The organism is Streptomyces sp. WZ.A104 (assembly GCF_002382885.1).
In the GTDB taxonomy this organism is placed as follows: Bacteria; Actinomycetota; Actinomycetes; order Streptomycetales; family Streptomycetaceae; genus Streptomyces.
In genome coordinates, this window is sequence record NZ_NWVL01000026.1 from 32,271 (window position 1) to 57,344 (window position 25,074).

27 protein-coding genes are annotated in these 25,074 nt (G+C 70.2%); 4 read left to right on the plus strand and 23 right to left on the minus strand.

Annotated elements, in window-relative coordinates:
* Window positions 1-247 precede the first annotated feature (247 nt).
* From CIB93_RS16115 to CIB93_RS37945, 3 genes are read left to right on the plus strand one after another with little or no spacing between them, the layout of a single operon-like run.
* Window positions 248-1,417: a hypothetical protein gene (locus CIB93_RS16115; protein ID WP_143660058.1), complete on the plus strand. Its 1,170-nt coding sequence runs from the start codon at window positions 248-250 to the stop codon at window positions 1,415-1,417.
* Window positions 1,414-4,776 (plus strand): hypothetical protein, encoded by a 3,363-nt coding sequence (locus CIB93_RS16120; protein ID WP_096627532.1) that lies wholly within the window; start codon window positions 1,414-1,416, stop codon window positions 4,774-4,776. Before CIB93_RS16115 ends, CIB93_RS16120 begins: the two co-directional genes overlap by 4 nt.
* Window positions 4,773-7,355, plus strand: a complete 2,583-nt coding sequence (locus CIB93_RS37945; RefSeq protein WP_179500132.1) for an RNaseH domain-containing protein — start codon at window positions 4,773-4,775, stop codon at window positions 7,353-7,355. The genes CIB93_RS16120 and CIB93_RS37945 overlap by 4 nt, the downstream gene beginning before the upstream one ends.
* Before the next feature lie 207 nt (window positions 7,356-7,562).
* Here the strand turns inward: CIB93_RS37945 and CIB93_RS16130 are convergent, their stop codons facing one another.
* The 3 genes from CIB93_RS16130 to CIB93_RS16140 form a co-directional block, all read right to left on the minus strand.
* Complete coding sequence (locus tag CIB93_RS16130) at window positions 7,563-7,814, minus strand: esterase (RefSeq protein WP_257002218.1); 252 nt, start codon at window positions 7,812-7,814, stop codon at window positions 7,563-7,565.
* Window positions 7,815-7,981: 167 nt separating this feature from the next.
* The gene (locus CIB93_RS16135; protein ID WP_096627533.1) at window positions 7,982-8,206 is read right to left on the minus strand and encodes a hypothetical protein; all 225 of its coding nucleotides are present in this window, start codon (window positions 8,204-8,206) and stop codon (window positions 7,982-7,984) included.
* A gap of 42 nt (window positions 8,207-8,248) precedes the next feature.
* Entirely contained in the window at window positions 8,249-8,623 is a 375-nt protein-coding gene (locus CIB93_RS16140) for a DUF317 domain-containing protein (protein WP_096627534.1), read from the minus strand.
* A 206-nt stretch (window positions 8,624-8,829) separates the two neighbouring features.
* On the opposite strand from CIB93_RS16140, the gene CIB93_RS16145 reads away from it, so the two are divergent.
* Window positions 8,830-8,994, plus strand: coding sequence for a hypothetical protein (locus CIB93_RS16145; protein ID WP_257002219.1), 165 nt, complete (start codon window positions 8,830-8,832; stop codon window positions 8,992-8,994).
* 14 nt (window positions 8,995-9,008) lie between these two features.
* On the opposite strand, the gene CIB93_RS16150 is transcribed toward CIB93_RS16145, so the two are convergent.
* The 20 genes from CIB93_RS16150 to CIB93_RS16235 all read right to left on the minus strand — a co-directional run bounded on the left by CIB93_RS16150 (window position 9,009) and on the right by CIB93_RS16235 (window position 25,061).
* Complete coding sequence (locus CIB93_RS16150) at window positions 9,009-9,509, minus strand: hypothetical protein (RefSeq protein ID WP_096627536.1); 501 nt, start codon at window positions 9,507-9,509, stop codon at window positions 9,009-9,011.
* 360 nt (window positions 9,510-9,869) lie between these two features.
* The gene (locus tag CIB93_RS16155) at window positions 9,870-10,535 is read right to left on the minus strand and encodes a DUF317 domain-containing protein (RefSeq protein ID WP_096627537.1); all 666 of its coding nucleotides are present in this window, start codon (window positions 10,533-10,535) and stop codon (window positions 9,870-9,872) included.
* A gap of 15 nt (window positions 10,536-10,550) precedes the next feature.
* On the minus strand, window positions 10,551-10,736 hold the full coding sequence (locus CIB93_RS16160) for a hypothetical protein (protein WP_096627538.1): 186 nt from the start codon (window positions 10,734-10,736) through the stop codon (window positions 10,551-10,553).
* Between the two features lie 31 nt (window positions 10,737-10,767).
* On the minus strand, window positions 10,768-11,628 hold the full coding sequence (locus CIB93_RS16165; RefSeq protein ID WP_179500133.1) for a DUF317 domain-containing protein: 861 nt from the start codon (window positions 11,626-11,628) through the stop codon (window positions 10,768-10,770).
* A gap of 41 nt (window positions 11,629-11,669) precedes the next feature.
* Window positions 11,670-12,146, minus strand: a complete 477-nt coding sequence (locus CIB93_RS16170; RefSeq protein WP_096627540.1) for a hypothetical protein — start codon at window positions 12,144-12,146, stop codon at window positions 11,670-11,672.
* Complete coding sequence (locus CIB93_RS16175; RefSeq protein ID WP_096627541.1) at window positions 12,143-12,952, minus strand: hypothetical protein; 810 nt, start codon at window positions 12,950-12,952, stop codon at window positions 12,143-12,145. The genes CIB93_RS16170 and CIB93_RS16175 overlap by 4 nt, the downstream gene beginning before the upstream one ends.
* A 1-nt stretch (window position 12,953) precedes the next feature.
* Window positions 12,954-13,562 (minus strand): DUF4913 domain-containing protein, encoded by a 609-nt coding sequence (locus tag CIB93_RS16180; protein ID WP_096627542.1) that lies wholly within the window; start codon window positions 13,560-13,562, stop codon window positions 12,954-12,956.
* 93 nt (window positions 13,563-13,655) lie between these two features.
* Window positions 13,656-14,576, minus strand: a complete 921-nt coding sequence (locus tag CIB93_RS16185; protein ID WP_257002221.1) for a DNA cytosine methyltransferase — start codon at window positions 14,574-14,576, stop codon at window positions 13,656-13,658.
* Entirely contained in the window at window positions 14,569-14,859 is a 291-nt protein-coding gene (locus tag CIB93_RS38440; RefSeq protein WP_218839784.1) for a DNA cytosine methyltransferase, read from the minus strand. The genes CIB93_RS16185 and CIB93_RS38440 overlap by 8 nt, the downstream gene beginning before the upstream one ends.
* Window positions 14,849-15,451: a hypothetical protein gene (locus tag CIB93_RS16190; RefSeq protein ID WP_096627543.1), complete on the minus strand. Its 603-nt coding sequence runs from the start codon at window positions 15,449-15,451 to the stop codon at window positions 14,849-14,851. The genes CIB93_RS38440 and CIB93_RS16190 overlap by 11 nt, the downstream gene beginning before the upstream one ends.
* Window positions 15,448-16,626 (minus strand): DnaB-like helicase N-terminal domain-containing protein, encoded by a 1,179-nt coding sequence (locus tag CIB93_RS16195; RefSeq protein WP_179500134.1) that lies wholly within the window; start codon window positions 16,624-16,626, stop codon window positions 15,448-15,450. Before CIB93_RS16195 ends, CIB93_RS16190 begins: the two co-directional genes overlap by 4 nt.
* On the minus strand, window positions 16,623-16,859 hold the full coding sequence (locus tag CIB93_RS37950; protein WP_179500135.1) for a hypothetical protein: 237 nt from the start codon (window positions 16,857-16,859) through the stop codon (window positions 16,623-16,625). The genes CIB93_RS16195 and CIB93_RS37950 overlap by 4 nt, the downstream gene beginning before the upstream one ends.
* Before the next feature lie 103 nt (window positions 16,860-16,962).
* Window positions 16,963-18,756, minus strand: a complete 1,794-nt coding sequence (locus CIB93_RS16200) for a type IV secretory system conjugative DNA transfer family protein (protein ID WP_096627544.1) — start codon at window positions 18,754-18,756, stop codon at window positions 16,963-16,965.
* Between the two features lie 77 nt (window positions 18,757-18,833).
* Window positions 18,834-19,271, minus strand: a complete 438-nt coding sequence (locus CIB93_RS16205) for a hypothetical protein (RefSeq protein WP_096627545.1) — start codon at window positions 19,269-19,271, stop codon at window positions 18,834-18,836.
* Window positions 19,272-19,300: 29 nt separating this feature from the next.
* Window positions 19,301-20,008, minus strand: coding sequence for a hypothetical protein (locus tag CIB93_RS16210; RefSeq protein ID WP_096627546.1), 708 nt, complete (start codon window positions 20,006-20,008; stop codon window positions 19,301-19,303).
* A gap of 16 nt (window positions 20,009-20,024) precedes the next feature.
* On the minus strand, window positions 20,025-20,522 hold the full coding sequence (locus CIB93_RS16215) for a hypothetical protein (protein WP_096627547.1): 498 nt from the start codon (window positions 20,520-20,522) through the stop codon (window positions 20,025-20,027).
* 34 nt (window positions 20,523-20,556) lie between these two features.
* A complete protein-coding gene (locus CIB93_RS16220; protein WP_096627548.1) occupies window positions 20,557-21,330 on the minus strand; it encodes a hypothetical protein in 774 nt (257 codons plus the stop codon).
* Window positions 21,331-21,356: 26 nt separating this feature from the next.
* Entirely contained in the window at window positions 21,357-21,815 is a 459-nt protein-coding gene (locus CIB93_RS16225) for a hypothetical protein (RefSeq protein ID WP_096627549.1), read from the minus strand.
* An 88-nt stretch (window positions 21,816-21,903) separates the two neighbouring features.
* Window positions 21,904-23,268, minus strand: a complete 1,365-nt coding sequence (locus CIB93_RS16230) for a hypothetical protein (protein ID WP_096627550.1) — start codon at window positions 23,266-23,268, stop codon at window positions 21,904-21,906.
* A gap of 287 nt (window positions 23,269-23,555) precedes the next feature.
* Window positions 23,556-25,061 (minus strand): ATP-binding protein, encoded by a 1,506-nt coding sequence (locus CIB93_RS16235; protein ID WP_096627551.1) that lies wholly within the window; start codon window positions 25,059-25,061, stop codon window positions 23,556-23,558.
* Window positions 25,062-25,074 lie beyond the last annotated feature (13 nt).

Here is a 25,074-nt window from a genome sequence, read left to right on the forward strand (position 1 = left end):
CAGCGACATTGACCGGGGGATGGTGTTGCAGCCAGAGTCGCGCCGACCGTCAACTCGGTGCATCGTTGCTCACCGATCCTGATGAATTCCAATTACGCCGGATGCACCCTCACGTCGCAGTTGTTGCAGGTCAGCACCTGATGTGGCGTGTCGTGGCTTCGCTGGGGCAGCGTCAGTCTGCTGGCATCATCCCGTCATCACAGAGAGCTCTGTCGTGGTCACTTAATGATGTGAGATGGAGAGCCGGATGACGCTGTCGTCTGACGTTTTGCAGTATCACCGCCGGGTGCTTACCAGCGCGGCCGTCCGTGCCGGGTACGCGCACACCTGCCGCTACGAGGAGCCGGCCGCCCGCCGGGAGATCGCCCGCATGACCGGGGTCGTCATGTCGGTGTGTGGCCCGGGCCAGGGCCCGAACACGCCGACCATGCTCATCGAGGCGTTGCATCATCCCCTCGCGCAGATCGCTCCCGAGCTCTTCGCCGACAGCACGATGGGCTCGCTGAGGGTTCTCGACGGCGGCGAGCTCAGCGACGACGTGTACGCCGAGGGCTGCGAGGACATCGTCGAGTTGTTGAGCGGGGGCGTGGATCCGGCGCGCCGCTGGCTCCCCACGTGGGCGTGGATGCACGGCGAGTTGGTGGAGCGCGAGGCATTCCAGCAGATCAACGAGGGGGCGAGCGAGAAGGAGTACACCGCGCACCGGTATTTCGTGGTGAAGCAACCCGCCGGTGAAGAGAGGCAGCTGGCGGAGCTGTTCAGTCAGGCGGTCGGCATGCGTAAGTCCGTGCGCTACGTGCCGATCCCGGCCGATCAGGTGTTCCGGGGAAGGTACTGGTGGCCGTGCCCGGTGTGCCAGTGGCCGATGCACGTCGACGGTGAGCAGGTGCGCTGCCGCTTCCCCCTGCACAACGCGGCGTACTTCGTGCGCGCAGACTCCGCCAAAGGGCGCCCGAAGCTGCAGCGACGTGACGGCGGCGTGCCCCGGCAACCGGCGGCCCGGTCCTTTCACCGCGAAGGGCCGAAGCGAAGCATGTGCGTAGAGACTGCGGTGTGGCGCCACATCGTCATCTCCGGGGTGTCCGAGATCTACCTCTTCGAGAGGCTGGACGCGCTCAGGGAGCGGGGTGTCGAGGTTCAACTCTGGCCGGGCAAGGACCGCTACGACCTGCTGGTCCGCGTCCCTGCGACAGGCTGGGAGCTGCGGATCGACGTAAAGGACTACGGGTGCGCGGTGTCACTGGTTGACCAGTTACGCAGGAAGCCGCCAGCGGCACGCACCATCGTCATTCCCGACTACCGGGGCGAAGCGCAGCGGGACGAGCTGGCCGAACGGCTGCCGAATCTGACGGTCCTACTGGTGAGCGAGGTCCTCAAGGCGGCCAAGGCTGAGGTGCGAAAGGCCGGTCGGCGATGACGGTACAGCTGGTGGAGAAGGACAGCGAGCTGGACCGGCGGATTCTGCCGAAGGTCATCGCCTGCGCGTGCGCACTCGCGCAACAGCACTTTCCGCTGCGGACGGGGGACGGCAGCGCCGGTACCGACCTACAGCGCGTGTCTTACCTGCTCACGGGGCAGTACGACGCGTGGACCGAGTATCCGCAGCTCTCGGGCGACGAGCAGCGGCGGATCAGCCGCATGCTGCGCCAGCGCCCCAACCGGCTGAGTAACGAGGAGTCGCTGCGTACGGACGCGGAGCGGTTCCTGGCCACGGGGGCGATCTGTGAGTACGTCCTGCAGGACGATGAGGTGCTCGCCGCCCGCCACGGCATGTTGCCCCAGGAGCTCGCCGACGTGCTGCTGGAGGAGATCGACCGGCTGCGTGCCGAGAACTCCGGTGCGCTGCCCGGCGCCGAGCCCGGCGACTACGTGACCACCCTGCGGGTGCCGATCGCCGGTCACGACTCCACGTGGGCCGTTCAGGCCCACTACACGCTGGAGGAGCGGCATGCGGCACCGGAGGTCGAGCCTGTCAGGGTGCGCACCGCGCCGGCGGCCGGGCAGTTGACCCTCAAGGTGAACGAGTTCCTCGCTCTCAACAGGGTGCTGGACCAGGAAGCCGGTGAGTCTTTCCGTACCGAGTCCCTTGAGCCGCTGTTTGCTCAGCTGCGCACCGGCGACGACGTCGAGCTCGGTGAACTGCTGCGAGTGGAGGCAGGGAATCTGCGGGTGCTCCAAGCCCCGACCGGGTTCGGCAAGAGCGTGCTGATGCGCAGTCTGGGCTCCTGGGCCCATGAGGAGGGCGTCACGCTGGGGCTGGCCGTTCCCACCACCATGGCGGCGCTGAAGATGGCCTACGGCATCGAGAAGGACCTGCGCTCGCGCGGAGTTGAGCATCCCGAGCGACTGGTTGTGCCGCTGATGTCGCCGAACAGCATGATGGTCGCCCTGGATCAAGTGGCAGCGGAGTCGAGGGACCGGGCCTTCATCAAGTGGGCGGAGGACCGGCTCGGCTACGGCTGTGCCCTGCCGTCGCTGGCCACCGTCGACGACGAGGTCGATGCTTGGGTACCCGGTCATGAGGCATGCATGTCCCTGGTCCCGTATCGGCCCGTCGGTGTCCCGGAATCAGGCCGGGGCTCGAAGGCGCGGCGACTGGGGACCTGCGCCTGTCCGTTCCGTGCGGTGTGTGGGAAGTTCCGTCTGGCCCGGCAGGCTTGCACCGCGCAGATCATCGTCACCACGCACGCGAACTTTTACCAGGGGCATCTGCACATCCCGGTCCAGGTCGACTCCGGGGCCATCGTCGAGCGGATGACGGTGGAGGAACTGATCCTGCGGCGCTGCCAGCTCACCGCCCTGGACGAAGTGGACGCCTTCCAGTCATTCGTCCTGGGCCGGGCCGGCAGGGGACTCACTTTGGCCTGGGGTAACCGTCAGGACCAGCGTCCGCTACTGAGGCTCGACGGTGAGTTCATCCAGGCATTCGGGCGGGTGCGTCCGGCCCTGGACGAGAGTATGCGCAACACGCTGATGCGTACCCGCTGGCTCGCCGAGACCTACACCAGCCACCTCGCCCACGGTGCGCTCGGCCCCAGCGACCGCAAAGAGGTGAAGAAGAGGAGTCGCAGTCCCAAGAAGTCGGGGCGTCCGGCTCAGGAGCGACGGTGGATCATTCCGCAGCGCTGGGACGGGTGGATCAGTACGCAGCTGCGTGCCCTGTTCGCCAACGACGACCAGCAGGTGACCACGCAAGAGCGCGGTTTCTCGCCGGATACGGCGGAGCGTGGTCTGTTCGCCGCCCTGTACGAGCGCAAGATCAAGATGACGGCGTTGCCCGAGCACCTGCATCCGTTCGCCGAGCTCCTGCGGGATGTCATCGACCCTGACGCGGATGCCGGATCACTGTCCCACGTGCGCAAGCAGCTGGAGCAGCGGCTTGCCCCGTGGGTGCCCAATCAGCAGGTCCGGGCTGACGTGCTGGACCGGATGCTGCGCCGAGCCTTCCTCGAACCCCTGCGGCTGCTGCTGTACCGCTTCGTCCACAACGCACAGCAGCTCAAGCTGGCCGGCGTCGAGGCGGCACGGGACATCGCCGACGTGCTCGGGCCCTTCAGCGCGTGGCGGGCCATCCCGCATGGTCCGCAGGGACGGCTCATGTTCGCCTTCACCGAGGACGTCAGGACCGGGGTGCCGGAAGACACCCGGCTGAGCGTGGCGGCCTTCGGCGGGGACCCGCACACCTACGTCACCACCCTGGGCCAGATCACCGCCCTGGCACACAGCGGCCACAAGCGTGTCGTGCTGGGCCTGTCCGCCACCGCGTACGCGCCCGGTGCACACCGCCACCACGTGCACACCGTCCCCACCTGGTGGGTACCCGACGACGTCGATCACGGGGTGAGCATCGAGGCCGAGCTCTTCCCCGGCCTGGGCGAAGAGATGCTGAGGGTCTCTGGCATCACGGGCAAGGACCGGATCGAGGCCACGCGTCTTCTGGGCCGACGCATGTGGCCCAGGCTGCGTGGCGAGCTGAAGGATCTCGGAGGTCTGAGCAAGCGCCGTGTTCAGGACTCCATCCTGCTCGTCACCACTTCCTACGACAGCTGCCAGCACCTGCGCGACGGCCTGCTGGCCGCCGGAGCCGAACCCGGTCTCATCGCGGTTGCCGTCAGACCCCGTCCGGACGACGAACCCGTGGCCCGTCACGACGAGACCGGCGAACTGCTCTGGCACGAGATCCCCGGCGACCAGCTGGAATCGTTCACCCGTCTGCCCAAGGCCCGGATCCTGATCGCTCCGCTGGGCCGCGCCGAACGAGGACTGAACATCCTCGCGCCGCAGTCCAACAAGTCCGCGATCGGCTCCATCTGGCTCGCCATCCGCCCCGTCCCGCTGGTCGACGAACCCGACGAACTCCTCGCCCACGTCGGTGCCCGCGCCCTGGACGAGAAGGAGACCAGCAGTGAGCCCTGGACCGAACTCGAGCGGCGCCGCGCGGTGGCCGGCCACTACTTCGAAAAGCTGATCACCAGCGAACGCTACTTCCGCTCTCTGCCGCTCCGGGCCAAGAGAGCCATCGCAGCCGAGCTCATCATCAGCCTCATCCAGCTCGTCGGCCGCGCCCGGCGCGGAGGCACACCGGGCCGCATCAAACTCGTCGACGCCGCCTTCCTGGACACAAGCGGCAACTCCGACCTGCCCTACCTCATCCGCGAGCTGCGCACCCAGTGGGCCCGGAGCAACGAGTTGCCCCTCATGCGCCGCTACTACGGCACCACCCTGAACGCCTTCTTCCGCTTCGCCGATCACCACATCCGGGAGACCACCCGATGATCAGCACCCTGGCCTTCCTCTTCCCGTACAGCGGGCTCGGGAAGATCACGCTCTACCCCCTGAATCGCGAGTTCGGGGAGGCGTGGAGCTCCCTGCCCAGCTACGGCGACGCCAAGAACGGAAAGCCGCGCCGCCCTCCGTATGCCGGGCTGGCCGCCGCGCTCAGCGCGGTGTCGGGCCAGCCTGTCGTTCTCATGCCGCACAGCTACGAGCCCGTCGACGACGAATTCGCCCAGCCCGCCGTCGCCGTCACCACTCGGCCCTTCGACCCCTGGATCTTGTCCACTGCGGTCAGCGAGTGGGAGCGGTGCGTACGCAAGGGCGAGGACGCCAACACGCTCGCCCCCCTGCTGGCTGCCGCCGAAGTCGAGCACCCCGATCTAGCCTCTTACGTCCGCGGGGCCGAGGACGGCACTCCGCACGCCCCGGGCTGGTTCTACCGGGTCGCGGCCTGGAACTTCGCGCAGCGCCTGGCCCGCACATCCCTGCCCGTCCCCGACGGCCCCAGGATGCGCCGAATCCGTTGGCGCATGGACACCCAGGGCAGCCTCATCAGCTGGGACGACGTCACGAAGAGGACGACCCTGAAGCCCAAGCGCACCGGATACGCCCTGCACAAACTGGACTTCCGTGTCGTCACCCAGCCCGGCGAGCCTCTGTTCGCCCTCCACGTGCTGCCCACGTTCAGCCGCCTGGCCACCCACTGGGCCAGCACCCGCACCGCCTTCATCGAGCACGGCACAAACAAGAACACGCTGTTGCGGATGCCGATCGGCCACACCAAGAACAACGACGGCGAGTGGGTGCCCTACGCCCGCAACTACGCCGCCGAAGTCCTCGACGCCTGCGGCATGGACTTCACCGCCTGGCCCACCAACGACGATCTCGCCGCGCTCCGAGGCCAGATGCGCGCTCTCGTTCCGGGTCCCGTGCCGCACGTCCTCGGCAAAGGTGTCGGAACCCGCTTCAACAAGATCCTCGCCGACCACATCAACGAGACTTTCAAGCGCCCCAAGATCATCCAAGTCGGCTTCGAACCTACCCCCATCGAGCTGACCCGCCCGACCAAGGGCTCGGTCGCCCGCGCCGATCTCGACCACGCCCTCGCCGCCACCGGCAGCGAAGCCGTTCGCATCATCGCCCTCTACAGCGACGGCACGACGCGCCGGAGGATGACCGAGGCCCTAGCCCCCTACACGAACACCCCCGACCAGCCACTGGACTGCAGCGACCACACCGACCACCGCCTCAGCGAACGGCTCTTCGTCCGCTTCCACCGCCTGCCTGCCCTCGACCGCGCCGACCGCGTCGACTGGCACGACGAACTCGCCTTCCTGGACCAACTTGAGGACGGCACCCTGAACGGCGCCTGGGTCGAGACCATCTGGAACCCCAAGCCAACTAAACGCGAACGCGAAGCGGGTCAGCACCGCCACGACCACAAACGCGACCTGCGCCGTGCCCTGTACGAGCGCGACATCGTCTCCCAGTTCTTGGCTCGCCAGACGACGCCCGAACCCGACGACGTGGCCGAGACAGAAGCGGACGACGAGGCCGAACCTCCCAAGGACTACAAAGCGATCAACGCCCTGCGGGATCTCATGTTCCGGCTCGGCTGCGTGGACGATCGTCTCCGCCACGTCACCGACCTGGCCGACGAACCCATCCTGGTCGGTATCCACCTACGCCAGCAGCGCATCAGCAATCGCCGGTCCGGCGCCGCCGACCGCACGCAGATGGTCGAAGTCCTCACAGCGCTCCACACCAGCAGGGATCCCGACCACCCGTGGCACATGGAGTCTTACGACCACAGCACCCATGACTGGCGGCCCCAAGCTGCAGCAGAAGCGGCCTTCGGCCGGGGCGCGATCGGCCGCGAGGGGCACGCGCGTCACGAAGAGGGCGCCTTGCTGGCGCGTCAGCACATCGATTCCGCCCTGAAGATCCTTCCCTCCGATCGCCCGTTGATCATCTTCGTGGACACGGAAGCCTGCCGCACCATCTGGCCCGGCCTCCAAAACGTCCGCTTCGGCAGGGGGCCTCTGCCGGGGGATGACCTGCGCACCCCCACACGGTCCGTCGCCGTGATCGCCGTCAACACCTCCTACGGCGAAGTGCCCACCCCGGTGGAGAACACCGCCAGCCCGCGCAAGAGCCCCAAACGCCCGCCCAAGCCCCAAGACCGCCTCTACAAGCGCACGACCAGCACCGGCCTCACCAGCTGGTACATCGCCCAGGCATCCCGTACCTACGAGGGCTTCGGACAAGCCGGCAGCATCGGCGGCGTCTACACCCGCTTCACCCTTCCCAAGGACGACTGGGCCCTCCAGCGCAAGGACTGGCACAGTTTCACAGCTACTCAGCTTGCCGTCCCCCACGCCGGAGGCCGGGACCCGCAACAACTCGCTGCTCTCGCAGCACAGTTGTGCCACCAGTCCCTGGCCTGGGATGCGCGTACCCGCCACCCGTTCCCGCTGCATGTCGCCGGCGCCATGGACCGCGCCCACCCCGAATTCCGCGGCCCCAGCATCGAGCCCAGCATCACCCCCGAGGCGGACGAAGCGCAGGACGACGTGTAGGGCGACAGGCAGTCAGCACGGGGCAGTCAGCCCTTGCGTCGACCGCGCGTGAGGGGGCTGCCGAGGCCCTTCGCCCTGCCTCCTCGGTCAGGGCAGCCCAGGGTCCCTGACGTGGTGGCGCTGTACCCCGGTGCGCGGGCAATCACGCACGCCGAGGGGGCCGCCTGGTTGAGGCAGCTCCCTCGGCGTGCGACGTGCGTCATCGGGTCAGAAGTCGGCGAGGTGGTTGGCGAGGTGCAGCGCCTTGGCGGCCACGGACAGGGCGGCGTGAAGACCGATGGTCTCCAGGAGCGTGGGATGGACGACGCGAGTCCAGTTACCGGGAAGGTCCGGCCATGTGGCCAGGGGGACGTCCGTCGAAGCCAGGCCCAGGCGGGCGACGACGTTCATCCCGCCCGAAGGGGTGGGTTCCCAGTGCAGCAGCACCGAGCCCGGACGAAGGTGATGGGGATCTCGCACGAACACCCAGGTCGTTGGGATCGGCCTGGCGGCGGACTGAGGCACGGAGCGGACGAGAGCGCCGCGTACGTCGGGAGGCATGGGACGGTGGGCGACATCACCGAGGAACAAGGGCGGATGCAGAGGGTTCTTCGCGTCCGTCGGGAACCGCGAGCGCGACCGGCGGTTCACACGTCGGCCCAGTCGAGCTGACAGCGGACCGCGGGCGGCAGCACGCCCTCTTGACCGTTCTCGGCGAGGTAAACGGCGCCGTCCGGGCCGCTGACCTCAACGACGCGTCCGACGCGGTGGACCTGGGGCCAGTCCGGGTTGATGGCGAAGTACAAGGGGAGATCCGGGTCGACCGCCTGGAGCTGGCGGATCAGCTGACGAACGGTGATCTGATGGGGCAAGACGGTCTCCTGAGCTGGTTGAACGGGGTGGTCTGGCGTGGATCAGACGCAGGGGCAGCCGCGGTTGGGGGAGGCGATGAGCGCGGCGAGGAATCCGGCCACGGCCTGGGCCGGGACACCGGGCCCGAAGGTCTCGCTCCAGGCCACCTTGTCGTCGGCGTCTTTGACGTGGATGTGCCAGAGCTCGCCGCGCGCGGCCTCCTTGGTCTCGGGAAGGAACCCGACGTACACCAGCTGATCGGGACTGGAGCAGTGGACGTTCGCGTACGGGTCGGAGGAGACGTCCCAGCCCTTGTGCCGGAGCAGCTCGACCACCGGGGTGGCGCAGTGGCAGTCGAGCAGCCATTTGCGGTCGCCGAGCGTGGCGTGAGGAGGGGCGACGGGGACCTGGACCGGTGTAGCGGCGATGAGCGTCATGAGGAGAAGACCCTTCGTTGACCTGGGGTTTTCGAAGCGGTCGTACGTTGACATGGTTGGCCGACAGGTCTCCAGTCCTGCCACGGGGATGGGCGTCTGCCGTGGGCGAACTGGGTCGGGAGAGCGATCGTTGGTGAGCCCTGGAGGAATGCAGCGGTCGCCCCGGGAGCTGTTCCCGGGGCGACCAGAGGAAGGAGAGGAGGGGCGTGCTGAACAGGACGATGCGTACGTACGACGAAGCCGTGGACGATGTGGTGGCGGCGTCCGTGGGGCGATCTCGTATGGCAGACGGCAGGCGGATCGAGCTGAGCGTCGAGGAGCTCGCGCTGATGGTGCGAGGCGCGGAGGAAAGGCCCGGCCAGGAGAGTTGAAGGGCCGACGGGCATTAACGGCGACTCGTACGAGTCGCCGGGTTGGTGGGCACCACCCGGCTGGTGTTCTGGGCAACTGGCGGACCGTTCACCGTTTCTGTAGCTGAGTGGGCGCGGGCGGCTTCCGCTCGTGGTGTGGCTGATCGTGCCAGTGAGCGCGTGAGGCCGTCGGCGAGGTAGTTCTCGGGGTAGGCGTCGATCACCGAGCGGATGGCGTGGAGACGGGCCTGGCTGCCTGCGCGCGCGCTGAGCAACTTGGCGGAGGACGTACTGACCTGCGTGAGCTCGTAGAAGAGTGGGGCACGGTCCGGGCGGGTGAGGCGGTGAAGGCGCTGCTGATGGGCCGAAACGTCGCTGTCGTCGATGACGAGTGCTGTTCGTATCCTGAGTGCGGCGACCAGCGCGGGGTCCTGGACCTTTCCCTCGCGGAGAAAGTGGGTCAGCTCGTCCACGGGATGGCCCCAAGCGGCGTGGATCATGGCGTCGGCGGCAGCGAGATCGGATTCGTCGGTCACGGGTGGTGTCGACGGTCAAGTAATTCCCCAGTCGGGGCGTCACGTTCCCCAGACAGACGTTCGGGCTGAGTGGGTAGCGGGTGTCGGGCCGCCCGCCTGAAAATTGTCCGGGACGCCGCAGCCGATCAAGGACGCCTGCGGCGCCGCTAACGCGGTGAGCTGCGCTCATCCTTGACAGTCCGCCGCGTCCCTCAAGATCAGGCTGGCTGTCGGGCGGCCCGGGGAAGAGCGGCGTCATCATGGGTATCGCGACGCAACGTCAGGATCCCCATGGGGAGTGTTTGACGTTTCGGCTGGGGAATTACGTGACGTTCCACACGGGTGGCTCCTGGGCACGGAGATGGGGCTGAGATTTGTCGGTCATGACCGCCCAGCCGGGGCTCGTCGGCCGTGGCTGGGGCGGGCTGGCAGGAGGGCGGTGGGGCTGCACGTGGCTGCCGGCGCGCGGCTGACAGGGCGAGCTGCGTGGGAGCGTGCGCGTGCGGCTGTGGCACGCCGGACATCCAGTGGTGTTGGGACCGGAGGTGGCACCGGGCGTATTCGGGCGACGCCGCGGTTTTGCTCGGGGACCTCGGACTCGTAGCGGAGTACGGGGGCGGGGTCGGCCAGCCGGGCGGTGGTCGCCGCGATGAGGTCGACGGGGACCGCGGTGGTGAACGTGGCGTACCAGCGTGAGCTGTAGCCATCGCGGCCACCCCAGAGCAGCCAGCGGTCCTCGTCGCCGCGGAGTTCAGCGTGGGGATTTAGGACGCCGCCCCTGTGGGTGAGGCCGGCGAGTTCGTCGGGCGCGGTGAAGAGGGTGGTGAGCTGCCAGGTACCTCGCTTCCATCCGGCTTCTTTCAGGGGCCGAAAGCCTTCCTCGGCTGGACGGCGAACGCCGGTCAGGACGGTGTCCGGGTCCTCGGAGTAGCGGGCGGCGAGGGTGGTGGTGAAGGCCGTCACCAGCTCCGTCGGTGTGTTGGCGTCGAAGGTGGCGAGCCAGTCGGGCGGTCCGAAGGGATCGCTGTGGGCGGCGACCTTCCACAAGGTGTTGTCGGGGCCCTAGGGCAGGAAGCCGAGCCGGACATGCTGGTCCAGGGAGGAGACGTAGACGTTCGCCAGCTCGTCGCTTTGAGCCGTGAAGCCGTGGTTGAGGAGCGGCTGCAGCGCCGGGTCGCCGATGGTGGTGGAGCCGGCCAGGTACAGCGGCGCGACGTGGATGTCGCCGTCGAGCGGGCGGGAGGGCATACGGGGATCTCCGGGTGTAGGCGGTAGAGCGTCAGCGCTGACGGCGCGAGCGACCGTGCGCGGCAAGGGATGCCGACGGGACTGCGGCCTCCGGTCCGGGCGCGGGCGTGTGGGCTGCGTACGGCCGGCGGGCCCGCGCCGCTTGGGCCCGGGGCACGGTGGCCGCCGGCTCGGCGAGGCGCACGTTCGCCAGGGCGCGGTGCCGGTCGGGGATGTCGCCGACGAAGCGCGGTACGGCGTCCGGGCTGGCGAGGGCGCTGGCGGCGGCAGCGCGCAGGTGCTGCGGGGTGCTGCCGCTGAAGAAGGCCCTCCAGCTCGGCACATGGACGGGATCGACGCCGCCGGACAGGCGCCACATGGACTTCTCCGGCGTCTGCAGCTCGGTGTACTCGTCGAGCCACCCGCTTCGCGTGCGCAGGGCCGCGTGCTTGTCGGGTGAGACGGTCCAGTACGGGCGACTTCCATGGACCGTTCGCCAGTTGCCCTTGCGCAGTACGTCCTCCGGGCCGAGGCCGGTGTAGCGCTCGCCACCGCTGAGGTAATCGCGGAAGTGGTGGGGCAGGCCGTGGACGAGCGTCTCGGTGAAGGCGGTGACGATCTCGTGGGGTGTCTCGCGGTCGAAGGTGGCGATCCAGTCGGGAACGCCGAGCGGGTCCTCGGCGTAGGTGATCGTCCAGCCGCCGTAGTGGCTCTCCACGGGGTTGGCGATGCGGACTCGCTGGCACGGGCTGGTGTAGTACGTGTCCGTGCCGAAGGCGACGGTCTTCGTCCAACCCGAGGCGCTGTCGAGGACGCCGAAGACAGCCTCCCTCGGTCCGGGACCTGCGAGGTGGACTGGTGCGACGAGGACCTCCGTATCCGGGGCGAGGCCGTCGAGGTCGAGGGGCGACATGGTGAGGCACCTCCGAGGTGCGGTGAACGAAAGGCTGGGCTTCATGGCCGACGGCGAGCTCGCGGCGCGGCGGAGGAGGCGGCGGCGGGGGCTGGCGAACCGGCGTGCGCCGAACTCGCGGTCCCACGCGTGGACCGAGACCGCGCTGCCTGGGCACGGCGGTCGTGCGGTGGCGCTGCCCCTGCGGATGCCTCGCGTTCGCGCTCCAGCCGGTGAGCCGCGGTGCGGTACGCGGCCTGGTCCTGGCGCTCGCCGACCGCTAGGAGATAGATCTCCCTGCGGTGCTGCGAGGACGCTGGGGCGTCGCGGTACTGGATGACCATGCGCCAGCGGGTCTCCGGATCGACGTAGATCTTGTGGCAGCCGGCGAGCTCGCGGGTCAGGGCGGCGCCGCGCTCATTGCCGTGGACCAGGTGCTGCAGTTCAAGCAGGGCCAGGTCGCGGATGCTCTCCGGGGCCGAGCGCAGGTCGGCCAGGGCCTCGGGGTGTGCCGCGAAGGCGTACCGCGCCCGGCTCACCGCGCACCCCGGCCAGAACGCGTCACGGATGGAGACGTGGGATGAGAGGCCGTGACAGTGCCCGCGGGGACCGCGAGGCCGGCGGCTCCGCCGAGCGGCGAACGAGTGCGGGCGGCCTGCGCCCTGTGGACGACGGTGCTCTCGGGAGCCGGGGACTGCGGGAGGGGAGCACTGCGGTCCTTGACCCAGGCGTCCGCCGCCTCGGCGCCGGTGAAGGCGCCTTCGCGCAACGTGTAGGAGTGGAAGTCCTTGGCAGTCTCTTCCAGGAAGAGACGGTACGGGGCGTGCGCGGAGTCCGGGTGGCTGTCGTAAACGAGGGTGCGGACCTCGCTGCCGAAGTCGAAGGAGCCCAGGTTCTCGGTGTGGTGGTCGATGACCTCGTACCGGCCGTCGGGGTTGGTCCGGAGCAGGTCCTCCAGGTGTGAGGTGAGCGCGTCGGCCGGGCCCGGCCCGTGGTTGCGGGTCGGCACGGTGCCGGCCGGCGGGCAGCCTCGGCGGACGAGCCAGTTCTGGGCGAGCGGCACGATGGGGGCCCGCTCGTACGCGAAGGTGAACGTGCGCTGCTCCGTGTCACGGGTGAGGTGGAATGCCACGTATTCCGCTGTGCCGGGTATGTCCCAGGTGGCCGCCTGGTCATAGAACAGCAAGTAGCTGTCGCGTCCGTCGTCGCTGTGGTGCTCGGCGAGGGGGACGAACATGTCGTCCGAGATCGTGACCGAGTAGAAGTCCTCCTCGATCGCCTCGGTGGCTGCTTCGAAGCCGTCGATCCGGTAGTCCGATGCCTCGGGCTCGTGCGCGTGGGTCATGTCAGGCTCCCGCGGGCTCGGGCGAGGCCAGGAGCCGGTGGTTGGGGCGGTTCGGGCTGGTGGTGCATGCGCCGAACGGGCCGTCAGGAGTGCGGAGCTGGAGAAGGGTCGGGTCGAGATGGTCGCGGTGCCATGTCGATGGACCCGTCAGGCCGGCCTCGGCGTCGGTGAGCTGTTGCCAGGCCAGCCACAGGGCATACAGGCGGGCCACGGCCTCGGGATGCTCCTGCCACTGCTGGCACCATGGGCGGCCGGTGGTGATCTCCCGCCCGTAGACCGGCAGCAGCAGGTCGTGCACCCAACGTGTCAGCGCCGCGAGCTCCTCGGCGTACGCCGTACCGTCGAACGCCAGGATGAAGGCGGACGCGGGGCGTTCCTGTGAGCCGTCCGGCTCGGCCGCCGCCGCCGACGCGGCGGCCGAGCCCTCAGCGGGACCGTGCCCGGCTTCCCCGCCCTCGTCGTCCGAGGGCGGGGCGTCGTCGATGAGCCGGGCGAGCGTCTCGCCCTGCTTACGGCTCTCCGCGACCAGCCTTGTGACCGTGGCGACCAGATCGTTCAGATCGTGGTCCGCCACGCGTATCGGCTCGCTGTCCTGAGCGGGTTCAGCCATCGCTACCCTCCGCAAGATCGGGTGGTTGGGGTGGCGAGGATCCGGAGAAAACCGGGTTTGGCCAGGCCGGGAATCCGGTGTAGAGAGTGCTGTTCACCGCGAGCGCCGATGGCTGCAGACCGCGACGGGAGGAGCGAGGATCTCCAGCGCGCGAGCCGCTTGCTGCGGCACGACTCCGTTGCCCAGAGCGGATAGTTGGGCTGGGCGTCCCAGTCCCGGAGTGGCCGTTACCCAGCCCGGTTCAAGCCCTTGCATCCACTCCACGAACAGCGGGCTGAGGCGCCCCGCGTCGTCGGTCGGCCGGGGTGCCGTGCGCGTGGCCCTCTCCCATCGGGCGACGGCGGCGGCGTACGGGCCCCACGTTCCCTGTCCGTCGACGTGTGAGGGGCGAACAAGGGAAGCACCACCGCCGAGAGCGGGGGCCGGAAGCCCGTGCCCGGTCGGCGTCCTGGAGTGCCGGTGTCGCTCGCCCGTGGGGTCGGCAGCAATCGGGCCGCCGCCGAGGGCAGCGTCAGGTCCCCGTTTCCGTGACGCTGGTTGGGTGACCCCTTGGTGCCGTCCGACGCCTTCGGTGTCGGCAACAACCACTCCACCTCGTCCGCCAGATTCGGGCCGTGCCCGCCCTGTTTCCTCTTGGTCGGGTGCTGACTGCCGCCGTTCGTCCCCAGGTTGCTCGTAGGCGTCTTCAGCAGCGGCGGTCCGCCAGGCGGGCCAGGCGACGAGGAAGATCCGCTCGCGACGGTGCGGGGCTCCGACGTCAGAGGCGCGAAGCACGCACCAGCGCGCATCGAACCCGAGGTCGGCCAAGGAGCCGAGTACGGCGCCGAGTGCGCGCACAGCAGGCTGGCCTGCGGCGTCTCCCAGACACCACGGACAGGGTTCCACGTCGCCAGGGGAACCGGCGGGGGAGGTGAGGAGTCCTCGGACATTCTCGATGACCACCAGGCATGGGTTGAGGGCTTCGATGGCGCGGACGATGTTCAGCCACAGACCGGACCGGGTGCCGTCAGCCAGCCCGGCGCGGCGGCCGGCGACCGAGACGTCTTTGACAGGGGAACCCGGCCGTCAGGACGCACACCTCCGGGACATCAGCCCAGTTCACGGCCGTGATATCGCCGAGGTTCGGCACGCCGGGCCAGTGGCGGGACAGGATCCGGGCCGGGCCGGGATCGACCTCGGCATGCCAGGCGATCGTTCCACCGAGGACGGCCTGGACGCCGAGATCCAGACCGCCGTACCCGGAACACAGACTCCCGATCGACGGCCCCGGCGCCGCTGCCTGAAGGTCAGCGCGCATGGCGGGGCGCCGGCATGTACGCGAGACGGGTCGGCTCGGTCGCGGGGGCCTTGGCCGGGACACGGTAGATCGAGTTCGCTGGGCGTGCCGAGCGGCTGAGCGCGGCGAGGACGCGAGGCGGGGTGCCGTCGATCCGGTCGGCCGCGTGCCGCAGGGCGCCGACCGTTTCCTGCAGCGAGTCCACGGTGAGGTCGAGCCGGTCCTGCGCGACACCGAACGCGGCCTGGCGGGCATCGCGAAGGTCCGCTGATGGTGGGGCTTCCGCGTACCTGCGCAGGAATCCGAGCTGCTCGAAGGCTTCGGTGTAGTTGGTCACGGCCCTTCCCGCCGGGGCGGACGCGCTTGTGTACGCGGCGATGACCGGGCCGAAATGGAGCCCCGGGTCGTTGTCGTTGGCGCGGAAGAGGACCTCGTCCGACAGGTCCTTCACCAGTCCCGTCAGCGCGGTGAGGTGGTGGGACGCGGTGACGAGGTCGGGCAGGGAGTTCGTCGTGTACGACCCGACGATCGAGTGGCGTGCCTCTTCGAATTCCTGGGCCACTGCGTACAGTTCGTTCTTCTCCATGCCTGCTCGGCCGGTGTGGTCGGTCATGAAGGACTCCGATGGTTGTGGCGGGAGGGAAGCGCGGTGCAGGAGGCCGCGGCCGGTGCCGCGGGGGCCGTGGTGTTCGCGAGGCGGCTGCGGGCGCGGGCGGCGTCGATGCGGGCGGCAGGCGGGGGCGCACCGGGCCGGCTGGCTGGCCGCCTCGGCTCGGGTTCGGCTTCGTGTGCGAGGCGCAGTCGGCGGCGTACGTCGTCCAGCGGTTCGAGCGCGTGCAGGGCGTAGCCGATGAGCTGCCCGGGCGCGAGCGCGTCGCGGTCGGCCAAGGCGCCGACCTGCCGGGCCGCCGAGGCGGCCGTGCGGAGGAGGGAGGCGTGGACGACCTGCTCGCCGAAGTGCTCGGCGGCTCCGCCCACGAGCGGATCGCAGACCCGCCTCACCCGCTCGGTGTCGAGCGTCCCGTCGGCGAGAGCGCCGCGACGCTGGGTCTCCCACAGCACAGTCAGCTGGTCGATGGGTTCGCCGCGATGGTGCAGGGCCCCCAACGCGCGGTAGATCTGCTGATGGCCCGGGTCGGCGAAGTCGCCGGGGCGGAGCCAGCGCACCAGGCCGAGCAACTGGTCGGGGCGGGAGGTGAGGCAGCCGAGGAGGAACTCCTCGTCGGCCAGGACCTGCTCGCCTGCCGGCTGAAGGCGCTCGGCCTTGGGCGCGTGCGCGGTGGGCGGTTGCACGGGACGTGCCTCGGCGCCCCAGCCGCGAGCCAGGTCGGCGAGTACGTCGTTCAGGACTTGGGCGTGGTGCAGCGTCTCTTCCACGGTGCCGGTCCGGCTGTCGGCGAGCGCGGCCTGGTGGAGACGGGCGGCGTGCTGGGCCACGCTGCGGTGGATGGCACCTTCCAGCACCATCCGCCCGTACACCGGGCCGTGACCGGGCCGCGGGCATGCCGACGCGAGCGAGTGCAGGTACGAGGCGGTGAGCCCGCGGGTTCGTGTGCCCGCCTCCCGTAGCGTGTCGGTCACCCAGGCCAGCGGGACGGGAGCGCCGGCCTTCGTGGCCGCCGCTGGGTGACCTTCGGCCTTGAGCTTGAGCATCGCGGCGTAGATCGCCGTGTGCGCGGGACGGGAGAAGTGTTCCGGCCGCAGCCAGGGCGTGAGCCGGTCGAGCTGGCCGGGCTCCAGGAGGACCGCGCCGAGCACGGCCTGCTCGGCGTGGACGAGTGGCGTCACGACCGAGCCTCGCAAGCGGCCGTGTCCTGGGCCCGGATCTCGGCGACAGCGCGGTCGGCGGCGGCCAGGTCGGCGGCGAAGCGGTCCAGTTCACCGGTGAAGACGGGGTCCTGGGCGAGCAGGGAGCCGGAGGGGGACACGAGCCACCAGTCGGCACCGCGCCGTACGACGGGTGTGCCGGCGAGGCGTTCGGACCGGCGGACGAAGGCCCAGGACGGGGCGGGGTGGGACATAGGGACACCTCAAGAGGACGGGGCCGAGAGCCCGGAGGGAGTGGGGGTAGCCGGGGGTGTGCGCCGTCACGTCTCGCCAGCCGGGAACCTGGCAGCACCGGGGTCATGCGGCCGGACCGAAGTTGTCGCGGCGCAGGCTCTTGGCCAGCGCGCGCTCGGTGATCGCCGCGGTCTCCGTGGCGGACGCGGCGCCGAGTCGGTCGGCGTCCTGCTCCCGGTACCAGGGCTTGAGGTCGAGGAGCGCGGGGCGGATGCCGGTGGCCAGCAGCAGCGCGGAGCCCTTGCGCAGGGCGCGGATCGCGTCGGCCGGCAGCACGCGCTCCTGACGCATGGAGACCGATGTGGACTTGCCCGACTCGCTGGTGGACACCGAGACCGTGCGGACGTCGTGGTCGCCCACCAGGCGGCTGAGCTTGTCCGCGAAGTCGGCGTCGTCGATGCCCGATCCGACGAGCTTGATCGTCGCGGCGGACCACAGGGCGTCCATCCCGGCCTCGCCCCACACCCGGACGCCCTGGCGGTAGGACTGCAGGATCGTGATCGGGATGACACCGCGGGAGCCGAGGTGCGAGTACAGGTCCGGCAGGTCGGCGATCTTGCACACGTTGGCGGCCTCGTCGAGGATCGCGAGCAGCGGGGCGTCCAGCCGTCCGCCGTCGCGCTCGGCCTGGATGACGGCGGCGCGCATGACCGCGTCGGCAGCGGCGGCGATGATCGCCGAGGCGGAGCCGCCGCCGTCCTTCGACAGCAGGAACAGCGTGTCCTTGCTGGTGGCGAACGCCTGCGGTGTGAACTCGCTGATCTTGCTGAGGCCGCTGGGCGGCGTGACCCATGCGGCGATGGTCGGGTCGAGCAGGCAGCTCGCGTACTGCCGCGCGGTCTCGAAGATGCCGTCGCGGGTTTCGACGGCGCCGGCCACGGTGCCCTGGAGCTGGGCGGCGACCGCGTCGAGTCCGGCGTCCTGGAGCAGGTCGATCGGTGTGCGGTCGGCGGGCGAGGCGAGCCAGGCCAGGACGTCGGTGATCGGCCGACGGTCGCGGGCGGCGGCGAGGAACAGCGCGGTGAGCGTGTTCGCGGCGGCGGTGGACCAGAAGTCGCCCGCGTTCGACTCGTCCACGGAGGCGGTCACGAAGTGCCCGGCTAGACGGCGGGCCCCGGCGAGATCGCGGGCGTCGGCGAGGATGTCCCACCACATCGTCTGGGGCGCGTGGGCGATCTGCTGCGGATCGAGCGTCCATACCGTGCCGGCTTCGGCGCGGGCCGCGAGCGTGGCGGTGTAGGCGTCGCGGGCAGCCTTGTTGGAGGTCAGCAGCACCGGTCCGGGCGCGCGCAGGATCGCCGGGATCGCCAGACCGGAGGTCTTTCCGGAGCGGGGCGCCATGATCGCCAGGATCACGTCCTCCCACGAGGAGCGGACCTCGTGCGCGCCGGGCGCGAGCGTGCCGAGCAGAACACCGCGGTCGTCGGGCGCGACAGCCTTGGGCTTGGTGCCCTTGAGGCTCGGACGGAGATCGATCGCCTTGACCGCGATCTTCTTGGGCATCAGGTCGGCGAGATCGCGTTGGTCGGCCAGTCCCTTGGGGTTGCCGCGTAGCCACAGCCACACCTTCGCGCCGAGGAGAGCAGCGGCCAGGAGGACGAGTGTGGGCAGGACGTAGCAGGCGCCGACGAGGACGGGCTGCGGAAGGTGGGGCCAGAGCTCATGGGGGTGCAGCAGTGCGTCGGTCGGCTCGTACGGAGCCCAGGGGCCGGACCTGGTGAGGGCGTTGGCGGTGTTGCCGAACAGCCAGACCAGCGTCCCGGCCCCCATGCCGAGGCCGGCGACGGACAGCATCAGGTACAGCAGGAAGTCGGTGCCGGTGGTGGTCGAGGGTGTGCTGGTGCGTGCAGGAGACAAGGCGCAGTCCCGTTACGTGGTGCGAGAGGGGCGATGGGCTGGGGCCGGCGGGTTCTTCTGGTGATCACGAGGGGCTCCTAACGGCCGCGGTGTGCGTAGGTGGAGGGAACGGCGGGGGATGCCGGGGCTGTGGTGTCCGGGCGTGCTGGTGGCGCGACCGGGCCGGCGGTCGGCGAGGATGACGTGGCCGCGCCGCTGATCCGGCGTCGCCGGACCTCTTCGCGTACGGCGGCGACGGCTTCCTCGGAGACCAGGTCCTCGGCGACGTTCGCGTCGAAGCCCCGTGCGCGCAGGAGGCACGCGGCGCGCGTGGCGCTCCGCTTCTGTTCCTCCTCGGACAGCCCCTCGGGGAGCTGGTGCCAGACGTAGTGCGGCGGGACGGTCTGCTTCACGAAGCCGCACGCGGCAAGCACCTCGTGGGCGCTCGGGTCGCCGCAATCGGCGATCACCTCGCTGCTGAACGGTTTGCGGTAGATCTCGGCGTCGGTTCCGTACTCTTCGTGCAGGAAGGACACGAAACGGCCTTTCTGATGAGGGGGATTGGTCAGCGTGTTCGGTTCGGCCTGGACGCGGGCGGTGGAGCGGCAGCAGGCGCCTCAGGCGTGACTGCGGCCGTTCCGGTGCGCTGGGCGGCCGGGGCGGTCGCGTAGTAGCTGGCGACCCGCGCCTGCCAGCTCGGCTTCGCCGACTGATCAAGCGCCCGGAGCTGGTCGGCGGCGTCGTGCAGGGCTTCACCGAGGGAAGTGAGCGCCGCCGCCGCTTCCGCGAAGTCGTAGGACAGGTCCCAGCCGGCGTCGGTCCCGGATGCCTTAGCCTGCTCGGCGGCGGCTTCGAAGAACTCGCTGAGCCGGACGAGCACCCCGTCGTTGGGGTCGAGGACGTGGTCGGTCAGGCTGGCCGCAGTCGCGTAGGTCTCGGCGCCGTTGAGCTCGTCGGTCAGCCGCAGGATCTGGTGGCCGTGGACACGTGTGCCCCGGGGATCGGAGGGCGTGGTGAGGGGGCCCACGTGCAGATCTGGGCCGAGGTCGACGCGGTAGCCGACGGCGGTGAGCATGCGGGCCGCGTGGCTGGCCATCTGGTTCTCACGGGCTTCGCCCATGTCCCAGGGCAGGCGGTACCAGAAGGACCGTGGCGTCGTCTCGATGACGAAGCCCGCGCGCTTGAGGAGTGTGGTGGCGAGTTCGTCTCCGCCTTCGGCAATGACATTGCCGGTCGGATGGCGCGTGATGACGACGTCGGGCGGGGTGGGCATCGTGGGGGTGGTCCGTTCAGAAGTGGGGGTTCTCGGTCGTCCGGTCGCTCGCGGAGGCGGCGTCCAGCAGCTCGGGCAGGTCCGCGGGGTCGGCGTCGCGCTGGTCGAGCCACCAGCTGGCGCGGGTCAGCAGCCGTACGACGTCCTCGGTCGCCTCCCACTCGGCCTCGCCCGTGGTTCCTTCGACGACGAGCGCGGTGTACGCGGAGGAGACGAGCTGGTGGCGACAGCGGGTGGCCCATGCGACCGCGCGATCGGTGCCGTCCAGCGGAGGCATGCGGTACTGCTCGGACCACGCCTCGGCCTCGGCCTGCTCGGTCGCCCTCTGCTTCGCGAGCCACTCGGCCGTGGCCTCGGTGGCCTCCGCGCGGGAGGCCCGCCAGCAGTCGGCGCAGTCCCGGCCGGCGAGCCAGCGGGCGTATCCGGCACGGCGGTCGGCCGGACGGTCGGACAGATCGGCGTCGACCGTGTGACCGCAAGCGTGGTCGATGGTCCAGAACTTCTTCACGGCCATGAGCCGGACTCCTTGAACGTCGGGAAGGGGCGGATCAGCGCGTACGACTCGGGGCGGGCTGCGCGGCCTGGAGCCGCGGCCCTCGCTCGTCCCGCGACTTCGGGGCGTTGGCGGGGCGGTTGGGGGACGACGCCATGGCGGCGCGCGCTCGCGCGGTGTGCGTGACCCGGAGCCACTCCTGCCGCTCGGGCAGCGGTACCTCGGCCAGGGGTGGAGCGTTCTCAGGGGTTACGTCGGGCATGAGGGCCAGTTCGAGCTGGGCGCCGACGAGCTGGTCACCGAGGAAGGCGACGTGATGGGCGATGGTGCGCAGATGAAGGCCCAGCTCGTGACCATTGGGGGTGTCGAGCCGCTCGCACCAGGCGGCGGCCGTGTCGATGAACTCCTCCAGGTCGAGCACGACGCCGTGGTGCTCGTCGAGGATCTCGCCCAGGACCTCGGAGACGTCCGCCGCGCGACGCAGCTCGTGCAGTTCGCCGGTCAGCGCGGTCAGGGACTGGCCGGGCCGTGTCACCCGCGCAGGCACTCCGTCCGGAGTCGGGACCGGCGGTGGAATCATGATCCTCGGGTCAGCCGCGACGGAGAGACCAGCGTCCTGGAACTCGCGGGTCGCCCTGGCCACGGTCCGTACAGCCGTGTTGTGGGGCGTGTTGTCCGCCAGCAGGTAGACGTCGAGGTACTCGCTGTAGCGGAAGTGGTGCTTGCGCAGGACCTCGTCGAGGAACGGTCGGGCGTCCGCGACGGCGGCGGCCACCCCGTAGTCGGGGTGCATCCCGAAGGCGACGTCCGGTTCGAGTTGCAGAGTCATCGCGTGGGCTCCTTGGTGGGTGCGGTCTAACGGCTGCGGACCGGCTGCGGGGCGGCGGGGGCGGGGCGGTACTCGATCGCGGCGGCGGGCCGCGCCGACGGCGCACCCGCGCGGGCCGGGGAGATGGCGGTGGCGGCCTGGGAGCGGCGCTGCTCGGCCGAGGGCGTCACCGTTGAGGCGGAGGGTTTCTCCAGTCGCTCCAGGAGGCCCCGGCCCGTGCCGAGCCGGGTGTGGGGCTGGAGGTCGTACGCGACATCGGCTTTGACCCTGTACTGCGCGGCCCGCAGGGACTGGACCGCCTGCGCCCCGCGCCGTACCGGGTCACGCTGCGGATCGGTCAGCCCGTACAGAGTGCTGCCGGGCAGCCGCTCGAAGCCGACGAGCCGCAGGATGTGCTCGGCGACGTGGTTGTCGTGGGACGTCGCTGCCACGACGCCGTACTGGTCGTGATGGCCGACGGTGATGTGCGGACGTGTTTCCGCCACGAAGATGCACCTCGCAGAGGTCGGGGCCGTGCGGAGGACGAGGATGCGGCCGGAAGGCGGATTTGGTGCGGCCGTGGATTCGCGCTAGTCAGCGCGAGCGCGGCGGCCTGCTGGAGTTGAAGAAGCGGATGGCCGGCGGACCGGCGTTCTTCTCGATCGCCGCGGTGATCTGACGAGCGGCGTGTGGTGACCAGGCACGGGCGGCGTCGGCCCGTGCCGACCGGACCCGCTGCCCACGGAGTGGTCGGGTCGGTGGCGTGGGTGGCGCCTTGTCGGCGCGCGCGATGTCGACGAGGACGCGGGCGTTGTCCATCCAGGTCAGGGAGTAGTGCCATCCCTCGGCGTTGCGCATGGCGACGGCGTCCGCGAACACCGCTTTCGAGCGGGGATGGTCGGGCAGGAGCGCCTCGGCGACCATCTGGAACTCGGCCTGTACCCGGGCGCCGCCGCCCAGTGCCTCGTGCAGGGCATGGAGCCGGTACGCCCAGCGCCCGGCCAAACGCTCTGTGGGGTCAAGGAGAGGAAGCGTTTCCTCGGCGTGCGCGACCAGAGCCGGACCGTGCTCGAGGAAGGGAGCGAACTGCGCCCACATCTCCGCGTCCCGGAGCTGCTGGCGCAGGCCGTACCGTTCGTCGAGCGGCCAGTGATCGGCGTCGCACAGGCTGTCCGAGACCGCGTCCCATTCCGCCAGGACGCGCTGGCCGGCAGTCACCGACGTGGCGACTTGACTGAGCCGGATCTCGCGGACGGCCTCCTGGTACCGGGGCAGCAGGCGGGTTGTCACCCGGGAGGCCGCTCGCACCGGGTCGTTGCTCACGACGATGCCGTTGGGTGTCTTGGTGGTCGCTTCGGACTCGGTGCTTCGTGGCTCGAACGCGGCAACCAGGAACTCGTGCTCGCGCAGGGGACGGTCCGTGACCAGGAACTCGATGCCTGAGTCACTGGTGAGCACCGCGCTTCGAGGCGTGGTGAGTTCGGAGAGGGCCCAGCTCACGTGCCCGTAATCCCAGACCCGCTCGCTGAGCGGGATCGGGCCCTCGTCGGCCTCGCCCCCGTGGACAGCGACAGTCCAGGAGCCGGGGAGCCGGGCCGACAGCCCCTCGGCGAACTCCGCGAGGTCGGCCCGCCCGTCCGGCTGGCGCGGTGCCGGGGCCAGCTGACGCACGGGCTCCGAACCACGGGGTGGCGCCAGGTTCTTGGACATGCCTTCGTCGAGCAAGGCGTCGTCGATGGCGACGTAGTGGCTGGCCACAGCGCTGTAGAGCTGCTGCAGGGTTTCCCCGACCTCGTCGGGATGGTTGTTGCCGAGTACATAGGCGAAGTCGGGATGCCCGGTGGAGAAGCCAGCATCGAGCAACAGCTGGTGCGCGGTGCCGAACTCGTCGTGGACCGTGGAGGCGGTGAGTCCGAGCTGCCGGTGCTTGCCCAGCGTGATCCAGGCCAGCTCAGCCACGGCGAGTCTCGCTCTCATCGTGCGCGGCAGGGCGCCGGTCGGTCCCTCGCCGTGTTGCGTTCACGGGATCGTGCGGGCTGGGGGTTACGGAGGCATGGCCGTGTGCGGTGTGGGCGCGGGCGGCGTCGGCGTAGAGCTGGACGAGGCGGCGCAGGCCGCGACGGATGGTGCGCTTCAGGTGCATGGTGGGGCGACTTCCTGTGCGGAGGGCGTGATGTGACGACGGGCGAGGGGGAGCCGGGGCGGCGCGGGCCGGCTCCCCCGGGGCGTGAACGGGAGCGGACGGCTCAGGTATGCATCCGGGCGTCCGTGTCGAACAGCTCGCGCTCGTGCGGGTGGAGCAGATGTTGAGTAATGAACGACCGGCCCGCGACCTTCCACAGGCCGCGCCCCTTGGTGAGGGCGGAGACGGCCTGGGTCTCGACGCCGGTGAGGCCCAACAGGGCGGCGGCGGAGCTGAGTTGGTCGGCTTCCTGGCGGTAGATGATGCGGGTGGAGCAGTCGGTGAGCAGACCCTCGGCGAGCGCGCGGCCTCGGGAGCCGGCGTCGCCCGCGGTGAGCAGGTCGCTGAGGCGGTGGATGACCATCATGTTGGCGATGCCGAGCCCTCGGCTGAGCTTCCACTGACTCTGCATGCGTTCCAGCAGGGCGACGTGTCGCATCACACGCCATGCCTCGTCGTAGATCACCCAGCGCCGCCCGCCGGTGGGGTCGGAGAGCGCGGACTCCATCCACGCGGAGGCACAGGTCATCGCCAGGACGAGCGCGGTGTCGTCGCCGGCGCCGCCGAGCCGGGACAGGTCGATGGAGAGCATGGGCGCGGCCGGATCGAACGCGACGGTGCTCGGTGCGTCGAACATGCCGGCCAGGTCGCCGTGCACCAGACGCCGCAGCGCGTGGGCCAGGTCCTCGGCCGCCCGCCCGAGGCGTCCGGACAGGTCACCGAGCGCGGCGTCGAACCGCTCGGGCGAGCCGAGTGCGTACGCGACGTCACCGAGCAGCGGGGTGGTACCGGCAGCTTCGGCGCGTACGACGGCCTGGTCGAGTGCCACGTCGAGGGCGGTGTGCTCCATCGGGTGCAGGTCACGCCGCAGAACGGTCTTCGCGAGCGAGCCGAGGAGCAACAGGCGCCGCTTGCGGACCTCGCCGGCCCAGTCCTCCTCGCTGACGCCGTACGGCCTGGCGGGGGCATCCAGCGGATTCAGCCGGCCGGGAAGACCGGGGCCCAGGGCGATGGTCTGCCCGCCCAGCGCCTGGGCGACCACGGTCCATTCGCCCTTGGGGTCGCACGGCACGTAGATGCGGTAGCCGAAGGCGACGGCGCGCACGGCGAGGGACTTGGCCAGGGCGGACTTGCCCATCCCGATGATCCCGGCGAGCAGGATGTTCGGGTTCGTGAAGCCGTCGAGCCGCCCGTACAGCGCGAACGGGTCGTAGGTGAAGGCGGCCTCCGCGTGCACGTCGCGGCCCACATAGATGCCCTGGGCGCCCAGACCGCCCTCGGCGAGGAAGGGGTAGGCGCCGGACGCGGTGGCGGTGGTCATCCGGTGGGCGGGGAGCTTGAGCCGGCCGCCGCGGGCGGAGGTGGGACCGGGGCGTCCGGCGGCCGGGTAGGTGGCGCGCAGCTCGGGATCGATGCCGGTCGCGGTGCGGCGGGCTTCTGGCCGGGCGGCGTGGCGGGCCTTGTCGCGGGCGGCAGCGAACTGGTCGCGTGCGGCGCGGGCCGTTCGGCGGTCGGTCTTGCGGGGGACGAACAGCGGGCTGGCGCTGGCGCGGGTGGTTCGGGTGGGCATGGCGGTGGTGCTC

What these genes read in the sequence shown, in the direction of transcription:
- CIB93_RS16115 (WP_143660058.1), top strand. Translation starts at nt 248, where the DNA reads ATGACGCTGTCGTCTGACGTTTTGCAGTATCACCGCCGGGTGCTTACC.
- CIB93_RS16120 (WP_096627532.1), top strand. Translation starts at nt 1,414, where the DNA reads ATGACGGTACAGCTGGTGGAGAAGGACAGCGAGCTGGACCGGCGGATT.
- CIB93_RS37945 (WP_179500132.1), top strand. Translation starts at nt 4,773, where the DNA reads ATGATCAGCACCCTGGCCTTCCTCTTCCCGTACAGCGGGCTCGGGAAG.
- CIB93_RS16140 (WP_096627534.1), bottom strand. Translation starts at nt 8,623, where the DNA reads ATGACGCTCATCGCCGCTACACCGGTCCAGGTCCCCGTCGCCCCTCCT.
- CIB93_RS16160 (WP_096627538.1), bottom strand. Translation starts at nt 10,736, where the DNA reads ATGCCCTCCCGCCCGCTCGACGGCGACATCCACGTCGCGCCGCTGTAC.
- CIB93_RS16165 (WP_179500133.1), bottom strand. Translation starts at nt 11,628, where the DNA reads ATGTCGCCCCTCGACCTCGACGGCCTCGCCCCGGATACGGAGGTCCTC.
- CIB93_RS16175 (WP_096627541.1), bottom strand. Translation starts at nt 12,952, where the DNA reads ATGACCCACGCGCACGAGCCCGAGGCATCGGACTACCGGATCGACGGC.
- CIB93_RS16180 (WP_096627542.1), bottom strand. Translation starts at nt 13,562, where the DNA reads ATGGCTGAACCCGCTCAGGACAGCGAGCCGATACGCGTGGCGGACCAC.
- CIB93_RS38440 (WP_218839784.1), bottom strand. Translation starts at nt 14,859, where the DNA reads ATGCGCGCTGACCTTCAGGCAGCGGCGCCGGGGCCGTCGATCGGGAGT.
- CIB93_RS16190 (WP_096627543.1), bottom strand. Translation starts at nt 15,451, where the DNA reads ATGACCGACCACACCGGCCGAGCAGGCATGGAGAAGAACGAACTGTAC.
- CIB93_RS37950 (WP_179500135.1), bottom strand. Translation starts at nt 16,859, where the DNA reads ATGTCCCACCCCGCCCCGTCCTGGGCCTTCGTCCGCCGGTCCGAACGC.
- CIB93_RS16210 (WP_096627546.1), bottom strand. Translation starts at nt 20,008, where the DNA reads ATGCCCACCCCGCCCGACGTCGTCATCACGCGCCATCCGACCGGCAAT.
- CIB93_RS16215 (WP_096627547.1), bottom strand. Translation starts at nt 20,522, where the DNA reads ATGGCCGTGAAGAAGTTCTGGACCATCGACCACGCTTGCGGTCACACG.
- CIB93_RS16220 (WP_096627548.1), bottom strand. Translation starts at nt 21,330, where the DNA reads ATGACTCTGCAACTCGAACCGGACGTCGCCTTCGGGATGCACCCCGAC.
- CIB93_RS16235 (WP_096627551.1), bottom strand. Translation starts at nt 25,061, where the DNA reads ATGCCCACCCGAACCACCCGCGCCAGCGCCAGCCCGCTGTTCGTCCCC.